General features: G+C 62.6%; 14 protein-coding genes. 11 read left to right on the top strand and 3 right to left on the bottom strand.

Annotated features, from left to right (window positions below; translation table 11 throughout):
• Positions 1-269 precede the first annotated feature (269 nt).
• The 11 genes from MMF96_RS08795 to MMF96_RS08745 all read left to right on the top strand — a co-directional run bounded on the left by MMF96_RS08795 (position 270) and on the right by MMF96_RS08745 (position 12,017).
• On the top strand, positions 270-1,070 hold the full coding sequence (locus MMF96_RS08795) for a sigma factor (protein WP_256883284.1): 801 nt from the start codon (positions 270-272) through the stop codon (positions 1,068-1,070).
• A gap of 467 nt (positions 1,071-1,537) precedes the next feature.
• A complete protein-coding gene (locus MMF96_RS08790; protein ID WP_256883283.1) occupies positions 1,538-2,029 on the top strand; it encodes a hypothetical protein in 492 nt (163 codons plus the stop codon).
• Positions 2,029-3,180 (top strand): C40 family peptidase, encoded by a 1,152-nt coding sequence (locus MMF96_RS19645; protein WP_306295801.1) that lies wholly within the window; start codon positions 2,029-2,031, stop codon positions 3,178-3,180. Before MMF96_RS08790 ends, MMF96_RS19645 begins: the two co-directional genes overlap by 1 nt.
• A gap of 109 nt (positions 3,181-3,289) precedes the next feature.
• Positions 3,290-3,577 (top strand): hypothetical protein, encoded by a 288-nt coding sequence (locus MMF96_RS08780; RefSeq protein WP_165183043.1) that lies wholly within the window; start codon positions 3,290-3,292, stop codon positions 3,575-3,577.
• Between the two features lie 9 nt (positions 3,578-3,586).
• On the top strand, positions 3,587-5,002 hold the full coding sequence (locus MMF96_RS08775; RefSeq protein ID WP_256883282.1) for a type IV secretion system protein: 1,416 nt from the start codon (positions 3,587-3,589) through the stop codon (positions 5,000-5,002).
• The gene (locus tag MMF96_RS08770) at positions 4,995-6,467 is read left to right on the top strand and encodes an SCO6880 family protein (RefSeq protein WP_256883281.1); all 1,473 of its coding nucleotides are present in this window, start codon (positions 4,995-4,997) and stop codon (positions 6,465-6,467) included. Before MMF96_RS08775 ends, MMF96_RS08770 begins: the two co-directional genes overlap by 8 nt.
• On the top strand, positions 6,464-7,924 hold the full coding sequence (locus MMF96_RS08765) for an ATP-binding protein (RefSeq protein ID WP_256883280.1): 1,461 nt from the start codon (positions 6,464-6,466) through the stop codon (positions 7,922-7,924). The genes MMF96_RS08770 and MMF96_RS08765 overlap by 4 nt, the downstream gene beginning before the upstream one ends.
• Entirely contained in the window at positions 7,921-9,732 is a 1,812-nt protein-coding gene (locus tag MMF96_RS08760) for a type IV secretory system conjugative DNA transfer family protein (protein WP_256883279.1), read from the top strand. The genes MMF96_RS08765 and MMF96_RS08760 overlap by 4 nt, the downstream gene beginning before the upstream one ends.
• Complete coding sequence (locus tag MMF96_RS08755; protein WP_256883278.1) at positions 9,719-10,231, top strand: hypothetical protein; 513 nt, start codon at positions 9,719-9,721, stop codon at positions 10,229-10,231. Before MMF96_RS08760 ends, MMF96_RS08755 begins: the two co-directional genes overlap by 14 nt.
• A gap of 71 nt (positions 10,232-10,302) precedes the next feature.
• Entirely contained in the window at positions 10,303-11,457 is a 1,155-nt protein-coding gene (locus tag MMF96_RS08750) for an ArdC-like ssDNA-binding domain-containing protein (RefSeq protein ID WP_256883277.1), read from the top strand.
• A 59-nt stretch (positions 11,458-11,516) separates the two neighbouring features.
• Positions 11,517-12,017: a single-stranded DNA-binding protein gene (locus MMF96_RS08745; protein ID WP_256883276.1), complete on the top strand. Its 501-nt coding sequence runs from the start codon at positions 11,517-11,519 to the stop codon at positions 12,015-12,017.
• 901 nt (positions 12,018-12,918) lie between these two features.
• Here the strand turns inward: MMF96_RS08745 and MMF96_RS08740 are convergent.
• The 3 genes from MMF96_RS08740 to MMF96_RS08730 all read right to left on the bottom strand — a co-directional run bounded on the left by MMF96_RS08740 (position 12,919) and on the right by MMF96_RS08730 (position 17,420).
• Positions 12,919-13,797 carry a hypothetical protein gene (locus MMF96_RS08740; RefSeq protein WP_256883275.1) on the bottom strand — a complete coding sequence of 293 codons (879 nt, stop codon included), beginning with the start codon at positions 13,795-13,797 and terminating at the stop codon, positions 12,919-12,921.
• 110 nt (positions 13,798-13,907) lie between these two features.
• Entirely contained in the window at positions 13,908-16,181 is a 2,274-nt protein-coding gene (locus MMF96_RS08735; RefSeq protein WP_256883274.1) for a hypothetical protein, read from the bottom strand.
• A gap of 798 nt (positions 16,182-16,979) precedes the next feature.
• Positions 16,980-17,420, bottom strand: coding sequence for a hypothetical protein (locus MMF96_RS08730; RefSeq protein ID WP_256883273.1), 441 nt, complete (start codon positions 17,418-17,420; stop codon positions 16,980-16,982).
• Between the last annotated feature and the right edge of the window lie 123 nt (positions 17,421-17,543).

Genomic DNA, 17,543 nt, shown 5'->3' with positions numbered 1-17,543 from the left:
GGTTGACATCAGGAAACCGTGAACTGACACTGGTTTATATCCTCTCTGGGATTTTGGTGCGCAACTGGGATCCCTACCGTGGTCGCAATGCCGTCGCTCCCTTTGGACAGTGTGGTGGCCTACCCCAAATAGTGTGCAGTTTCTCGTGAACGAAGACGATGATGGTCTCTTACCCGTCAAATCGAAGGCCCCACCGCAAAGACCAACTTCCGGACGATTTCAGGCCCGGTTCCAAGGCTCACGGTCCAGATATTGGTGGTGAAGATGTTATGACTGCCGTGGGCGATATTTCCCAGTTTGTTCGTTCCCGCCTGGCCAGGGCTGGGTTCCCCCACGAGCTCGAGGACGTACTGCAGGACATCCGTCTCGCAGTGTGGTCCGGTGTGTCACGGGGACGGTACCGGCCGCTGCCGGGCGTCCGCTTCGGGGCATGGGTTCAGGGCATCGCCAACCGCGTGTGTGCGGCCCACATAGCGAAGGCGGCTGCCCGCTACGCCGTTCCCCTGTTCTCGGCAGAATCCAACGACCAACCGAGCGTCGATCGGCCGCAGAATGTTGTGGCGGAGCCTTCCGGGGTTGCCGATCGGGAATGGGCCCTGGACGTCCTGAAGCTGACACGGATGTGTGTCGGCGAGGAAGCCTGGGGGTCAGCCATGTTCCTTCTTTTGGATGATGATGACGATACCCAAGGCGCGGCAACCGCCGTTGCCGACCGTGCCGACACCCCGGCTTATCGCCGGGCGCACAGGGATTTGAATTTCGTGCGCCAAGTGGCCATCACGGTCAGGAACGCGCTGGCCGTGGTGGATTGCGACAAAGCAAATGCCGACGCAATGGCAGTGAGTGCCTCGAAATGCCTGCCCACTGAACTGCACCGGGCCATCGCGGCAACAATCGTTGTTCCCGGGTTGAGCGGACCGGAACGTCTCGCCGCCCTACGCGTCATTGGCGCCAGGACCAACGTCACGCCGAGATACGTCGCCGTGCAGACCGGACGTGCCAGGGCACTCTACCTGGCGGCACTGAAAGTCATCGGGATGTCGCAGCCGCCCCAGGCCGTAGCCTCATAGTCCCCAAGCCAACAGCGTCGCTGCACCCAGCCTTCTTGCGTCCCGGGGGCTTTGACGTACCGACAATTCGAAAGCGGCAGACAACACCCGTAGACAACACCCGTGTTGTCTCGACGCGCACGACGACGTGGCCTGGCTTGAGAGGGCCGCTCCGGTTCCGCCGCGGCCAGGTCATGCGCCGTTTGCTCCTGGGCCGCATGGACGGGTAAAGGAGGTCTCCGATGCGCGAACCAACAGCATGGAAAAGCTACATACCCCGTTCCCGGCGACAGTGGTTCCTGATCGCGGTACTGGGAGTCCTGTCGGCGGCGGTCATTGCCTTGTTTTTGCCACCCGGCGCAGGCGTGCCCCAACGGGCCACCGGTAGTCCGGCACCCCCGCCTTCGACAAGCGAAACGGCAGCTAGGCCGGGGGCAATAGGGCCGGATCCTTCAGTCGCAGCAACAACGGCACCGGCCGAAGCTGTCGTGGCGCCGGGGGAGCCCCGGACCCTCGATTTCAAGAAGTACGCCGAGGCCACAGCCGAAGCGCTGTACACCTGGGACAGCCGCACCTCCACCTACACCCAGGTGTATGCGCACGTGCGCAGCTGGTGGGTGGTCCTGGCCGACGGCTCCAACCCGCTCACCGTCTACACCGACGAGTTCGAGGGGACCGGGATCAACGCCGCCGCCTTCGCGCAACTCACCGCTTACAAGGCCTACCGCACCGCCACGGCCGTCCAGGCCAGCTGTGATGGCCAGCTGGCCCAGGTCCGGGACCATCCGGCACCCTGGAAGGGGCTGCACGTCTGCACCGTGACGCTGGACGTGACGGACCGTTCGACGACGGACCCCCACGCCACCCCCTACAGCGTCCCGGTCAGTGTCATGGTCAACTGCCCGCCGGCAGCAACGGCCCCCGCGCATCGGTGCGTCCTGGTCGGCTTCACCACCACTGCCAGCAGAATCGTCTACTGATGCCCGCGGCGGCCCTGGCCACGATCGCGAAAGCCCGACTGATCCAACGCGCCCTGGCCGCCCTGGTCGTGTTGGTGCCCGTGGGCATGGCAGCCGCGGCCGGCGGCGCCAGCCTTCTCACTGCCCGCCTCGCCGACCCAAACACGGCATGTGTTGCGGCCTCCCGAGACACTGCCGCTGCGGGCAAAGCGTCCCGACCGGCCGTCCCGCCGGCCAACGGCACGGCGGACATGACGCTGCCGGGACCCGACGGCATCCCCTTGACCCTTGACGAGCGCCAGCAGCGCATCGCGGTGAGCTATATCTCCGTGGGATCAAACCTTGGGGTGCCGGCCCGGGGGATCGAGATCTCCCTGATGGTCGCCCTCCAGGAATCGGGGCTGCGGATGCTGGCCAACCCTGCCGTACCGTCGTCCCTGTCCATGCCCAACGACGGTCTGGGCTCCGACCACGACTCCCTGGGCTCGGCCCAGCAGCGGCCCAGTGCCGGGTGGGGCAGTGCCCGGCAACTGATGACACCGGCCTACAACGCCGAAGCCTTCTTCGGTGGCCCCCAGGGCCCCAACCACGGCTCGCCGCGCGGGCTGCTTGACATCCCTGGGTGGGAGTCCATGACCCTGGGGGCGGCGGCCCAGGCCGTGCAGGCCTCAGCCTTCCCCGAACTCTACGAACGCTGGGCGCCTACGGCGGCAGCCCTCCTCAACGCCGCCGGCGGAACCGCAGGCCTGCAGGAGTGCCCGGCACCTGGACCCCCAGACAATTCTTCGGCACCGGCAATTCCCGCACATCTGGGTGCAACCCGGACGGCGATTCTCCGCTACGCCCGGGAGGGCGTGGGCGGCAGCTACATCTGGGGCGGGACGGAATTCAAGGCCTGGGACTGTTCCGGCTACGTGCAGTGGGTCTATGCCCAGGCCGGGATCCGGCTGCCCCGCACCGATCAATGGCTATCAGGCCGGCCCACGTCCACGCCGCAGCCCGGCGACCTCGTCGTCCAGAACCCGGATGGTCCGAACCACTGGGCCCACATCGGCATTTACGCCGGGAACGGCATGATGTACAGCGCCCTGAACCCATCCGTCGGCACACTCCTCCACCCCGTCAGCTGGAACACCGGGACTCGGTACTTCACTGTCCTGGGCAAAAGATAGCAACCAAGCGGCAAATGGGCGCCCAGGTCATGCGGCGGAGTCGAAACCGGGCATGGAAGGGAAGAGGCAAACGCACCGTCTGCCTTCACCGTCCGGATGGAGTAGTGTCATGAATTTCGCGCCCGTGGACCCTGGAATCGTCCCCAACAGCAACTTCCCGTTCCTGGACTCCCTGAAACAAATCGGGGGAGGAATCCTCGTCGGGGCCTTCATCGTGATCGCCATCGTCGCCATCATCGGCGCGGCCATGCTGCTCGCCGGAAAACTCAGCCAGTCATCCCGGCTCGCCTCAGGAGGTGGCATGATCCTGCTGTGGACCGGCCCGGTCGCCGCGATCCTTGGCGGGATCAACGGATACATCCTGTGGTCGCAAACCGCCTTCCACCTGGGCTTCTGAGCGGCCGTCATGCCAGCACTGGAATGCACCCTCGGGGGATGGTGGCCCCTGGGCTGCGGAATCGCCTCCGCCGCCAAGGACAGCGCCACCTCAATCCTTGGCGGGTTCTTTGCCGGAATCCTGGAGAGCATCGCCTCCTGGCTGTGGTCCTTCATCTCCGGGGCCTTCGGCGTCTCCAACGTCGACGCCTCCCAATGGACGGCCGTGCAGGGCCTGACCGGCTGGTGGGTCATCGTCATGATGACGCCCCTGGTGGTCGTCATGATCCTCCAGCTGCTCTCCGGCCTGGTGGCCCAGCAGCCGCGCCGGATCTGGCGCGCCCTGATCGGCGGCTTCCTCGCTGTCCCGGCGGTGGGCGGGGCCGTGTACTTGATGCAGGCCCTGACCCATGTCAGCGACAGCGCCTCCACCGCCCTGCTGGACACCATGGGCCCGGACCCCTATGTGGTGTTCATGCGCCTCTTCGGGTTCCGGCGTGGCCCCGCGGGCTCCGGGCAGGCATGGATTGCCACCCCGTTCGGAGAGCAGGCTTCGACGGGGGACCCGGCTGTCGGAACCATCCTGATTACCGTCATGGCCACCCTCATTGTCTGGGTCCTGGCGTTCATCCTGATGTGCTCGATGATCTTCCGCTCCTTTGCCCTGATCGTGCTGGCCGCGGTCGCCCCGGTCGCCCTGATGCTGATGCCATGGGAGAAGACCAGGTCCTGGGCCGGGCGGTGGTGCGAGATCGTCGTGGCCCTGCTGCTGGCAAAACCCCTGGCGGCGACCATCCTTGCCGTCGCCGTGAAACTCTACGCACACGCGACGTCCTTTGACGGCATGGCCGCCGGCGCGGTCGGCATGGCCCTGGCCTGCGCCGCACCGCTGATGGCCCTGAAACTGGTCGGCTTCGCCGGCGGCGAACTGGCCGCCGCCGCCCAAGCCGCAGGGGGCGGGCACATCGCCCAACAAAGCTCCCGCTTTGCCGGCCGGCAACTCGGACAGCAATTGCGCAGCCACCACCTGCTGACCAGCAGCAGCGCGAAAAGCCCCAAGGTCGTTCACTCAAGCAGCAAGCCGGAAACGGCACACGTGAAGAAGCCGGACGACGCCAACCCGGAGCCCGGCGCCACCCCCGACACACCCAAGGTCCAACAACGCCCAGGCGGCGCCACCACGCCACCGCCGGCAACCGCCGCCCCGAAGCCCGGCCAGGCTTCCCCAACAGCAACGCCGGGGCCGGAGAAGAACCCAGGGCGCCCACAGGCATCCCCGCAGCCATCAACGGGCAGCAACACCGCACCGGGAACCGGCCGCAAAACCCCGGCAAACCCCGGCCCGGCAAGTTCCGGCCCAACATCCGTCCCGAAGCCACGGCCGCCTGCCACCGGGCCCGGCAACCCACCCATCAGACCGCCACAAACGGGAGAGCACCATGAGTGAGAACAGCAACGCACTGCAACCGGTCACCTTCCCCCGGCACGAGCGACGCGGGGTGATCATCGGCCTGCAGTGGTACCAGCTCGCACTGGCCTGCGGTGGCATCCTCATCGCCGCGGTCTCCTCGGCCATCGGCGGTTCCGGGGCACTCATGGGATCCAGCCCGGCCTGGATGTTCCTGCTGCTCTTTGGCTTCCTGCAGTACGAGCGCACCCCCTACCCCCTGTGGGCGTTCACGGGCGCCCGGTACCTGCTGCGGCGACTGACCGGGCAAACCACCTATTTCTTGCCCACCGAGGACCCGGTCCCGGTCGGCACCCTCGTCCTTCCCGGCGGGCTCGCCACCCTTGCCATCCACCGCACCGCCACCGGCGAGTGCTTCGTCGTCGACACCCAGGCCCGTGAGGCCTTCGCCGTCCTGCGCTGCACGGCAGGGGCCTTTGCCCTGCTCGACGACGCTGACAAGGCCTACGCCGTCCAGGCCTGGTCCCGCGTCCAGGCCGCCCTCGCCAAGAGGCCCGCCGTCGCCCGGATCGCCATCCAGGACCACACGGTCCAGTTCCCGGCCACCGCCCTCCAAGACTATTACGACCAGCAAACCGCCACCCGCGGCGGCCGGACCCCGGCCACGGGCTGGGGCGACAGCTCCTACCAAGACCTCATCGCCGCCGCCGGAACAGCCTCCAGCCATGAAATCCTCCTCACCCTCGTCATGGACACCACCAAAGCCCGGCGGCGGATCCACGACGCAGGCGGCGGAACCACGGGCCTGGAGAAAACCCTGCGCTCGGAAATCCATGCCCTGCGCACCGGGCTGAAAACCCACGGCGTCATCGTGGAGGAATGGCTCAGCGACAGAAGCTTCGCCGCCGCCATCCGGGGAGCGTTCGACCCGGAATCCGTCATGCGCACCTCTCAACGAACCGGCACCTTTAGCGGCGTTGACCCGTCCCAGGCCGGCCCCATGGCCCTGGAAGAACACTGGTCCTACCTCCGCACCGACAGCGGCTTCCACCAAACCTTCTGGATCGCCGAATGGCCTCGCCAAAAAGTCTTCCCCGGCTTCCTCCACACCCTGGTCTACGTGGGCAGCTTTCGCCACACCGTCACCCAGGTCATCAAGGCCATCCCCACAGACCAGGCCCTCAAGGACATCCGCTCCGCCCACGAAGCCCACGAAACCCGGCGGCGGATCAATGCCAAGTTTGACCGCCCCACCACCCGCGAACAAAGGGCCGAGGAAGAGGAAGTCCAACAGCGCGAGGACGAGATCGTCGCCGGGCACGGCGACGTCCGCCCCGCCGCCTACATCACCATCACCGCTGACTCCCTGGAGGAACTCTCCAGCCACCGGCAGGAACTCGAATCAGCCGCAGCCAGCGCCTTCGTGGAACTACGCCTCCTCGTAGGCGAGCAGTGGCCCGCCTTCATCGCCGGCGGACTGCCCCTCGGGCGGGGGCTGAAATGAAAATCACCCCGCAGTCCATCACGTTCATCCCCAGTCATGAGTCCCGCAGCGACCGGCGGCAACGCCGCCAACTGCAGGGCCACAACGCCGCCGGCCGACAGGAACCCTTCTGGACAAGGAAGGGGCCGCCGGCCGGCGACGAGGAAGGAGGCACCAGCACCAACCAGCAGCAGCCCTTCGGGCCGCACTCGTTCAGGGGCCCGCACCGGTTGCACCCCTCCCCGCACCGGGCCTCCACCATGACCTTCGCCGCCGCGTACCCCTTCATCACCGAATCCGGCCTCGGACACGAAGGCACCTACATCGGCAGCGACGTTTTCGGCTCCGGCGCGTTCTCCTACGACCCCTGGGTCCTCTACGACAAGGGCGTCATCAGCGGCCCCTCCATCGTCGTCATCGGCACCGTCGGGACCGGCAAATCCATGTGCGGGAAATCCTTCGTCGCCCGCTCCATCACCCTGGGACGGAAGGCCGCCGTCGCCTCCGACCCCAAAGGCGAATGGGTCCCCGTAGCCAACGCCGTGGGCGGGAAAGTCATCTCCGTCGGCCCAGGACGGTCCACCCGGGTCAACCCCCTTGACGCCGGCCCCCGCTCCCGGGACCTCTCCAACGCCCAATGGCAGGCCGTCGTCCGGCAACGCCGCCGACAACTCCTCGTCGCCCTCGTCTCCCTCATGCGCCAAGGGGTCCCGATGCATCCGGTGGAACACACCGCCCTGGACATGGCCCTGACCGAAGCGGTCGCCGCCAACACGACACCCACACTGCCCATGGTCCTGGACCACCTACTCAACCCCTCCAGGGAGACCCGGGAACTTGTGGGGCCCGACGGCGGCCGCGCCGTCGCCCACTCCCTGCGGCGCACCGTCTCCGGGGACCTGGAAGGCATGTTCGACGCACCCTCCACCGTCTCCTTCGACGCCGACGCGCCCATGATGGTCATGGACACGTCTGCCCTCATCGGAGCCTCCGAACAAGCCCTCTCCCTGGCCGCCGCCTGCGGGGCCACCTGGCTGGAAGCAGCCATCACCAACCCCGACGGCGGCAAGCGCATCGTAGTTTACGACGAGGGATGGCGCATGCTCGCGGACCCCTACATGCTTCTCAAAATGAGCGAACAGTGGCGCCTGGCCCGCACCTACGGCATCGCCAACCTGCTCATCATGCACAAAGTCGCGGACCTCAACGAGATCGGCGACAGCACCAGCGGCCACCGCCAAAAAGCCCTCGGCCTGCTCACCGAGGCCGACACCCGCATCATCTACCGCCAAAAACACGACTCCATGCGCCTGACCAAGGACGCCCTCGGCCTGACCGAGGCCGAATGCGCACAGGTCGAGGAACTCCCCAAAGGCGTCGGACTGTGGAAAGTCGGCAACCGCTCCTTCATCGTCGCCAACCAAGTCACCAGCGACGAACTCAAAGTCTTCAGCACCGACCACAGGATGATGCCATGAACCTCGCCCACGCAGACTCCACACCCCTCATCACGACCGGACTGGTCTGCGGGGCAGCCTTTGTCGGCTTCAGCGGCCTCACCGAGGCAGCCGCGAACGTGGCCTCGCAGTGGAAATGCGGGCGCGGGCTGGGCGGCCCGCCGAGCCCGGTGGCCGCCGTCGGACTATTCACCGGCAACATTGCCGCCATCGGACAACCCCCACCGGGCTGCAACCTGGGTGTCGGCACCGTCTGGGTCCTCCTCGGGCCCGTGCTGGTCCTGCTCCTGGTGGGAGTCATCGCAGCCTGGCTGCTGTGGCGCAGCTGGCGCCAATCCGGGGCATGGCTGCGCCAGGACATCCTCGGACGGGACGGCATGGCCCAACGGGCCGAAGTCGTGCGCGAATTCGGCCGCCGCGCCGCACTGAAACGGGGCAGGATCACCCGCCCCGGATTGAAGCACCCCGACCTGGCCGACGTGTCCTGGAGCCTCGGCACCTCGCGCGGCACGAAGGTCCACGTCTCCACCGAGGAATCCATGGTCATCCAGGGTGCCCCACGGTCCGGGAAGGGGCTCTTCGTCGTCATCAACGCCATCCTCGACGCCCCCGGCGCCGTCGTGACCACGTCCACCCGTGCCGACAACCTGGCCGTCACCATGCAAGCCCGGGCGTCTGGCGGGCGCCCCGTCACCGTCTTTGACCCGCAGGGCATGTCCGGTCTGGGCTCTACCCTGCGCTGGTCACCGGTGCGAGGCTGTGAGGATCCCGACGTCGCCGTCCGGCGGGCGATGGTCATCTCCGCGGATTCCAAAATGAGCGGCGAGAACGCCGCCTGGCAAAAGCGAGCACAAATAGTCCTCCAATGCCTGCTCCACGCCGCAGCCCTCTCGGGGGAGGGCATCCAGGCCTTCCGGCGCTGGTCATCGAACCCGACACTGGCCACTGAGGCACTGGACATCCTCCACGGGCCGCGAGCTGCCTTGGGATGGCATTCGGACCTGTTGGGCATCCTCGAAGACGACCCCAGGAACACCTCCAACTCATGGATTGGCGTCTCCGCCGCCGTCGCACCCCTGTCATCACCCCGGGTCCTCGCAGCCCTGGACCCGGTGAACCGGGAGGACGAATTCGATCCCAAAACCTTCATCCGGGACCGCGGAACCCTGTACCTGATCGGGACCAAGTCCGGGTCAGCCGCGGCGGGCCCGTACCTGTCGGCACTGATTGACGATATCGACGCCGCGGCCAGGGACATGGCCTTCACCGCCCCGGGTGGCAGGCTGGATCCTCCGCTGTCGCTGATTCTGGATGAAATCGCCAACCTCTCCCCGTGGCCTGGACTGCCCATCGTCCTCTCCGACGGCGGCGGCATTGGGATCTCCACCATGGTCGTGCTCCAATCCCTCTCCCAGGCCCGCTCCGGCTGGTCCATCGAGGAAGCCTCCACCATCTGGGAATCCGCCATCATCAAGGTCATCTTCGGCGGCGGCTCCGACGAAAGGGACCTGCGCGACCTGGCCTCCCTGCTGGGGGAGCGGCGCCACACCTACAGAACCCACTCCTGGTCATCCCAAGGCCGACAGGAAGGCGAACAAGTCAGGGACCTGCCCGTCATTGCCCTCCACGAAATCCGCCGCCTACCCGCCGGGACGGCCCTGATGCTCGGCCGGCGCACCCGCCCCATCCTCCTCGACCTGCGCGGCTGGCACCAACGCCGGGACGCCGCCACGTTGGGCCGGTTCAAGATCGAGGCCGAAGACGCCCTCGCCCAAGGCCACATCCATCAACAAGCATTGGAGCAGGAGACCCGAGATGAACCTGTTTGACGACGACGAGGCAGCCGCAGCACTCTTCAGTGACATTGCCTCGGGAAGCTCCCAGGACGGGGCTCCGGGTGGATCGGCCGAACCCACGTACCGGTGGCGGGAACTGGACTCCGTCACTGCCCCCAAAATATGGGAAGCCCTGGCACGGTGGGTGTCCTGGCTGGTCGCCACCTATCGGCTGACGACGTCGGTCGTCCCGGACTGTTGGTGGCGGCACCCGGAACTGGTCGCCGAACTGTACGCCCTGCAAAAGGCTGAACTAGCCTCCTACACGCCAACAGATCCCGGGTTCGGGCCCCTCGGATTCCACGAACGGCTGCCCCTGGCCATCGAACGCCTCCGGCAGGAAACCCGGACAATCGGCTGCGTCGGGCTCCAAGCCCACCGCGAGGCAACCCCCCGCCACCTGCCCACCGATGACCCGGACTTCCTGGGTTGGGCTGCCGAGCCGCACCAGATTCCCACCGACAACTCCGCCGACGGCGGTCATGTGGGTTAAGGCACTTTTCGCCATGGATAGGTAACACCGGAAACACGGGGAACCATTTAGAGGAAAGGGAGGCGGCCGTCGTGGTGCCTGCAACAAGCAACCACTCGCATAGCAAGGGCGAGGCAGCGAGCGAACGCTCCGCGGCCCCACGTCCGAGCAGTGAGGACAGGCTCACCGCGCTGACAGAACAACTGCACGGACTGCTGGAGAACGCCATTTCCACGCCCGGACGCTGGCATATGCTCCTGGACACCTCGGCAACCCTGTGGCGGTACTCAGGCGGCAACATCGCCCTGCTCATGGCACAAATGGAAGAGCGCGGGCAACAGCAGCCCCTGCTGGTTGCCGGGTTCCGCGAGTGGGAACGCCACGGCCGAAACGTCGTCAAAGGCGAGCACGCCCTATGGGTCCTCGCACCACGAACAGCACCCAAGAACACGGACGTGGAACCGGGCGGCGATGCCAAGACGGGGTCTAGCGCTGCGGAGCACGCCAGCTCAGGCGACGAGCAAGGAGACCGGCGAAGGATAGTCGGATGGCGGACCCAGGCAGTCTTTGACGTGTCCCAAACAGAAGGGCAACCCATCTACATACCCCGCCCCATGCAAGGCATTGGATCCTCACCCGCGGGACTGTGGCCCTCACTAGTGAAATTTGCGCAGCGCAAAGGATTTACAGTCGAAGAGTCCATGAGCCAGTACGGCATGTCCAGCGGATACACCGACTTTGCGAACAAGAAGATCCAAATCGGCGCCTGGCTGGGACCTGAACAGCGCTTGGCGGTGCTGGCCCACGAGCTCGGCCACGTATGCCTCCACGGCCCGGATGACCAACTCGGACAACTCTACGGAAGCGGACTGGACCACCGCGGCCTCGCCGAAGTCGAAGCAGAGTCCGTCGCCTACACCGTGCTGCGCGCCCACGGCATCGACCGCAGCGCCGAATCCGGCAGCTACCTCGCCGGCTGGGCCGACCAGGTGCTGGCTGTCGAGCAAGCCAGCACGGCCGGATCCGCAAGCGAGAAGGGCCCGACCAGCCGCCTTGAGATCGCACGGACAACGCTGGCCCGCGTGACATCAGCGTGCCGCTCCATCCTGGAAGTCACTGATCCCGACAACCTGGGCGGCAAGCCCGCAACGGCCAGCATGGTCGTTGCCTTCGATCGCGGCGACCTAACCGGGCCTGTGAACGGCCACGAAGCAACCGACCTTGCCCCGAAGATCGACGCGTCGTAAATCAAGCAAGTCTCCTGGCAGGACACACCGGCCGGGATCAAGAAAGGTAGGAAAACAAAATGGGCACAAGAATCCCAGTCAGCATCAACGGCAACCTCGTTGCCGATCCGGAACTCTCCTACGGGGAATCCGGCATCGCCCACGCCAAGCTGCGTGTCGCCGTCAACCAGCGCTTCCAGGCACCCGACGGCACCTGGCGCGACGGCATCCCCGTTTTCCACAACGTCTCCGCCTTCCGGACCCTGGCCGAAAACGTGGCAGCCTCCCTCAAGAAGGGCGACCCCGTCACGGTCGCCGGCGAGTTGGAGTTCAGGTCCTACGAAAAGGACGGCGCCCAGCACGAGGCGCGCCGAATCGTCGCAGAGACTGTTGGCCCCGACCTCCGGTTCGGAACGTCCTCCTACGCGCGTACGCCCAAGGCAAACCTTGGTGCGTCCGTTGCAGCCCACGGGCCTGACCAAGCGGAGCCCGGGGTGGCTGCTACTTGGGGAACCGCACCTGCCCAGCCGCTGTCAGCGCCCTCCGTGGCCGGGGTTTCTGTCAACGGTCTGCGGATGTGAACTCGAAACCAACGGTGATCCTTCGGCGATTACGAGGGTGGCAGCGTTCCAAGCATCAGTTTGCAGCCCTTTCTCAAGGCTACGAATTGGCCTAGTACGTGGTAGTTTCAACCTGCACCTTCCATTTTTCCTTGGTTGGTAATTGGTTGGTGTTGGAGGCTTCGATGCATCGGAGCCTCCTTCTTATTTAGTGGAACAAAACAGTTATTGCTCAAAGAAGTTCTCGTCGATATCGATGGCGACGAAGATCGTGGCGACCCGGATGCTCAGCCTGTATCGAATCCTGAGGTCCGCAGGCTCTTGCCATCCAGCAATTTGATGCTCACGGGAATCGCCTTCGCACATTCCCTAGCATGCGAGATGGGATTGCTGTTTGTGATGAAACCGCCACGGCTTGCTGACCGGCCGGCCAATGCGAGCACGTTATGGCTGGTTCGCCCAAGTCAATGCAGCGTCGTGGTCACGAATGTGTAGCCCTTGGCGAGCGCGTCGAGCCCTCGGCAAAAATCAGGTCCTGGAGTTCGCATCCTGAAGACGCTGTGATCCACATCGACGCCCTCGCGTCGTACTCTGGCGGCCAAGAGGAACTCGTGTTGCCGAACTTTGGACTAGCGCCGCGTCGAAACTCGTACGTAGCCGGTCCGTCTAATCAAGGCAGCTTCGAAGTGTCTCTTAACTAACGGTGGATGCACTGATTCTTCCAGAACGTTTCGAGACATAGTTGTGAGAATTGTCCGCGGTGGAGCATCCCAAATGAAAACGCGACTATTCGAGCATCACCGCATCAGTGTCCGCTCAGACGGTGAGACGCCTCGTAACTTTAGGGTTGCAATACGCACCTCATGATGCCGCAGGACACCCAGTTGCCGGGCAGACCCAACTGTGTGACATGACGCCCTGGTTAGCTGGAAGCCTTGGGGCTAAACATCTCCTCGATCGGCCGTGTACCTGCCTCGAGATCATTCTCGAGGGCGTCGAGGTGGTCCTCTGTCAAGACCTTCGACAGTGTCAGTTCCGCTTCGAAACCTATCCTCATGCCAGCTCGATTGATAGCGTCATTCAAGCCCTGCGTTGCGATTTCGCGTAGCTTAACCGTTAGGCGCGCGAATTGAATTGCACGCCAGGCTTTTGCCGGATCCAGTAGCCCCTCGGCCAATAGTCCACGGCCGGTCCAGCCTGTGGCCTTCGATGCACGAAGGACGATATCGTGAGATTTGAGTTGGAAGGTACCGAAGTCAAAGCCCGACTCACTCCCGTGCGCACCTGTTGTGAAGTCTGTCATTACGCGGGCCTCCCGGTCGGAGGCACTCATTACTCGAAGGGTGTGGCGAAGTTCTCGTTTTAGTCCTCGAGGAAGAGATGCTACCAGCAAATTGTTTGGATGGAGTGGTTTGCTCGACCAACGTTGGCTATTGTCGTCTACTGCGCCGACCTGGCTGAGGTATCTGTATTTTCCCCATCGCTTTGTCACGAATTCACGCTGGAGCAGTTCAATGCGAAAAGCAATAGGGCGACCACTGGGGTCTTCGGGACTCCGGAAGTACTCGATCTCCAAATAGAGCTCACCTCGGACAAGGTCCCAAAGTGCAGCCTGGATATAGTCGCGGAATGACTCCTCGAGTTGCCAATGCCGATAACCGTTGGATGGAAGCGCATTAATAACGAGGTTCAGAACGTCTTTACTGTACGGGCTGATATTAATGTCGAATCCGTCAACCATACTGCTCCCGTAGGGAAGCGCTCGGCTATGAAGATCTTGAAGGAACATATGTTCGTTCATTCCAAGCCTTTGGTTCGCAATGGTCCGTAGGATAGCTTGCTTCCTAGGCTTAGCGACAATTCTATGCTGGTCTTGTCGAGAACCTACGAGTCCGGCAAATGGGTCGTCGTTCATCCTTCTCCACCCGCACTTTTGCTCTCATGATTTTCGTTCTCACGGTACCGAGCGACCTGATTTGCTAGCATCTTCGCTTTGTGTCCCAGAGCGGCATCTTCGGGCAGATAGTCTTTGAGGTATTCCACAATGAACAGCACATAGAGATCGTCCTGGATTCCGTATCCGCGTGGGGCTAATGCTGAGACGATCGGACTCGGATGAGGGAGTTTCTCCGCGTTGTCAAAATCCCAGCTATGGGTTTCGTCCTGACCGATGTTGCGTTCTTCGAATACGCGACCCATCTCGATAGATCTTCGGCTCCGCTCAATTCCGCCGACAGTCAAAGCAAAAGTACCATCTACGAATTCAGCGGCCGCCAGCAGGAACTCAGCAATCTCAGAATAGTTCGTGAGCATGTCGTCCCACAGCAGCTTTATCTGCGGCCAAATACCGTTATCGTCCAGTTCATACATGAGCATCGCGTAGCCGGCAAGATCCATCGCCGTAATGATTGGCTCGACAGCGTAGATAGTGCGGACTCTTTGCTCCTGTCGTTCAAGGTCCGCGGCGATTCGGAGCCTCGCTGGCTCCATCTCCTGCAGGGCAGCAGAGTACATGGCGAGACCCCTCGTATGGTCACCCGCAATGATTGATCGGAATGCTCCGTCGACTACGAATTGGTAGAGCTGACCATACAAATCCGGTTCCCGGGGATCAAACTTTGTGGTGCGGAGTGCGGGGAGTAATTCCGATAACTTGCCAAGCATCGCGGTGTGTTCTTCTGTCGGACTAATTGTCAACTGTTGGCGTTCAGGCCAGTTCCCTATGCTGGTGTTTAAGTTGCGAAAGGACGCAAGCTTTTCTTCGGCCTTTCGTATTGACGGTTCGTGGAATTCAATCTTGTGAAGCAATTCCAAGGAGGCCATACCAGTTACTGCTGCGAGATCAGGACGGTCCGCCTCTTGGAAATGGGTCACTTGCCCGATTGTGCGTCGTTGAACTTCGCCTAGCACCCCGTCCTCCGTGGCCAAAAGAGCTTCCGCCATGCTGCGTGCGGCAAGGTGGTCTATCCACCACCTTGGTGTAGTCCGACGCCCTTCAATTTTATGTTCCCGCCGAATTGCCAGGGAGAAGGTTTCCAGCATTTGTCGCGTTGCTGTGGGGAGGTGTCCACGGTAGCGTTCATCGGGGTCCAATAGTGCCGCGTCAAACTCGGCGGAAAGGTCACGTTTTATTATCCTGTTCGCAGCACTCGCGAGCCCAAGCACCATCTGAGTCAACGGCAGGACCAGACTTTCAGCTGCAGCCATCTGATTCAACCGTACTTCGTAATCGTCAGCGTCAACGGCGGCGACTTTCGAAGTCGTAGTCACTTCAAGAACGACTTTGTCCCATGCGGCTTCGATCGCAAGGGCCTCATCGATTTGAAGGCGGGCGGTTAAGTCAGCGAGAACGTTCGCAGCTGCTTCGGACATGTTGAGCGCGTTTGCGCCGCCTTGCGACTGAAAGGCGATGGTCAGGCTTTTACTGAGAAGACGTGCAATTTTGTTCTCCAGCCAGAGATAGTCCGGCTGAAGTTCTGGCGGTGATCCCACTGATGTATTGAGGGCCATCTGCAGGCGGGTTTGGTCGATGGTCAACCAGTTCTGGTGTTTGGGGACTCTGTCCCACCAATTGCTGTCAGTTGGAATTTTGTGCTTTTGCGATGAATATGCGCGTACGATCGCTAGAAGCTGTTGAGTGAGTGCCACCGGCCCCTGGGCATTGCGTAGCTCCTTGTCAGAGACCATATCGACAAGGTTCCGGAAGGATGCGAGAGCCCGATGCGTTTCATAGCGTGCTTCGGACTGGCGACGCGGCAGCGCTCGTGTCTTCCCATTTGTGGCCAATTGGATACCGACGCCAATCTGCTTTAAAAGTGGCGCCGAGAGTTTAGACGGGTCAAAGTAGTCAAACAATCTCTTAGTGACCCCAACGAGTCCTATGCAGGTAAAAGCTGCAAAAAGGCCCAGGACGACAAGAGTAAGGCCAGCAACGTTGTGCCCCAGCGTTCCAGCAACCAGGATGGTGATGCCGCCGGCTATGGTGAGAATAACGATTTTGAGGTATGTCTCGCTACTTCGTTCACGGATGAATAAGTCGCGGACGTCTCCAGACACCGACCTATAGATCGTGGAAGCGATCACTCCAATGGTCGCGTAATACAAACCAAGTAGCGTAGCAGCGATCGTAATGGCAGCAACAACGAAGGCCGAAACGATTCCTTGGAGGTCGACGGCGGGGGGCAAGAATAAAGGGTTTTTGGCAACCCATGGTGCATGTCGGGCCATTGTGCAGACAAATTCGAGCACTGAGATCGCCAGTACTGATAGAAAGATCAGCCCGAGGCTTCCTCTGAGCAGCCGCCAGCCTGCACCTACGGCGCTTTGTGTGTCATTAATTCGACTTCGTATTCGAGTATGGGCCCGGTCCCACTTCTGTGCACGGTTCCGATGAAGCTGTCGACGTCGCCAAAATCGGGGGCTTCCTAGCTCACGGAGTTGCCATACTTCAAACCAGCTCATCTGGTCACCTCGACGAATAAAGACTGATCACGAAAGTCAAAAAACGGCCATAGACTCCTAAATCCTTGGTCATCAGCCAAACTCAGCCCGAATCGTGTGAACCACCGTATAACAGGGTCAGATGTGACTGCGGTTATCCCATCCACAACTCGATCCCTTCTATCATTGACAAGTTGCTCTTCATCCTAGGACCACGGACCGACATGCCCGCCTTCCGTCTCGACTATCTCGACTATCCGCTGTCAGCATTTCACACAGCAGTTTTGTAAGATTGGCCGATCGTGCCGCGGCGATGAGCGCTTGGGCGGCACCTGCTGTGGCTAGCCTTCGAAACTTAACTTGGACGGCATATCTTGAATGTATCCTCACAAGCCAGGAGTCGAGCAAGGCCGGGACAGCCACCCCTGTCTTGCAACCAAAGCGTCTCGAAACCCATGGGATACGAGACATCTCAATGACAGGAGATTGCGATATCGGCGATCACAGACTGTGGTCACTGAAAACATCGGCCTGGTATCCGAATCAGGCGTTGGATGGGTTGATCCCGACGAGCGACTGATATTTGGGATCCCTGACGTAGGGGAGTGCTTCTGCTGATGCGAATGCATGGTAGTCAACTGCCATCAGATAGTAGATCTCAGGCCAGGGGCCGTGCACTTGGATCTGGGCCGGATCTGGGGAGATCAGTAGGACTGAACCACGCCAGATTTCGTCAGGGAGGGCTTCCATCCAGGCCCGCTGGACGTGACCGAATTTGTCCCAGCGGATAGTGACCCATGTGCCGGTTGGGTCCAACGAATGGATGTCCAGAACTGTGATCTCCGTGGTGACACCCAGCCGGCTTTTGACGGCGGCAAAGTGTTCCCATTGATGGACTGCGTTGCCAATCCAGACGTTCGTCCGGCGGACTTGGACGAGCCAAATGGCTGCGGCTCCGCCGGCCAGGACAATGGCGATGGCCATGAGGACCAGCCCTGCTCCCCATGCGGAAGATCGGCCGAGGAAGAGGCGAATGGCAACGACTATGCAGACGCAGCTGATTACGGTGAGTGTGACTGCCCAGCCGGAGGACGTCTGGGGTTTGAC

It is taken from the genome of Arthrobacter sp. STN4 (assembly GCF_024539665.1).
Classification (GTDB): Bacteria; Actinomycetota; Actinomycetes; order Actinomycetales; family Micrococcaceae; genus Specibacter.
This window is presented reverse-complemented; position numbering and strand designations above follow the sequence as displayed.

Bases quoted from the DNA above. Each gene is read 5' to 3' on its own strand.
- MMF96_RS08795 (WP_256883284.1), top strand. From the start codon at position 270: ATGACTGCCGTGGGCGATATTTCCCAGTTTGTTCGTTCCCGCCTGGCC.
- MMF96_RS19645 (WP_306295801.1), top strand. From the start codon at position 2,029: ATGCCCGCGGCGGCCCTGGCCACGATCGCGAAAGCCCGACTGATCCAA.
- MMF96_RS08780 (WP_165183043.1), top strand. From the start codon at position 3,290: ATGAATTTCGCGCCCGTGGACCCTGGAATCGTCCCCAACAGCAACTTC.
- MMF96_RS08775 (WP_256883282.1), top strand. From the start codon at position 3,587: ATGCCAGCACTGGAATGCACCCTCGGGGGATGGTGGCCCCTGGGCTGC.
- MMF96_RS08770 (WP_256883281.1), top strand. From the start codon at position 4,995: ATGAGTGAGAACAGCAACGCACTGCAACCGGTCACCTTCCCCCGGCAC.
- MMF96_RS08765 (WP_256883280.1), top strand. From the start codon at position 6,464: ATGAAAATCACCCCGCAGTCCATCACGTTCATCCCCAGTCATGAGTCC.
- MMF96_RS08760 (WP_256883279.1), top strand. From the start codon at position 7,921: ATGAACCTCGCCCACGCAGACTCCACACCCCTCATCACGACCGGACTG.
- MMF96_RS08755 (WP_256883278.1), top strand. From the start codon at position 9,719: ATGAACCTGTTTGACGACGACGAGGCAGCCGCAGCACTCTTCAGTGAC.
- MMF96_RS08745 (WP_256883276.1), top strand. From the start codon at position 11,517: ATGGGCACAAGAATCCCAGTCAGCATCAACGGCAACCTCGTTGCCGAT.
- MMF96_RS08740 (WP_256883275.1), bottom strand. From the start codon at position 13,797: ATGAACGAACATATGTTCCTTCAAGATCTTCATAGCCGAGCGCTTCCC.
- MMF96_RS08730 (WP_256883273.1), bottom strand. From the start codon at position 17,420: ATGGCCATCGCCATTGTCCTGGCCGGCGGAGCCGCAGCCATTTGGCTC.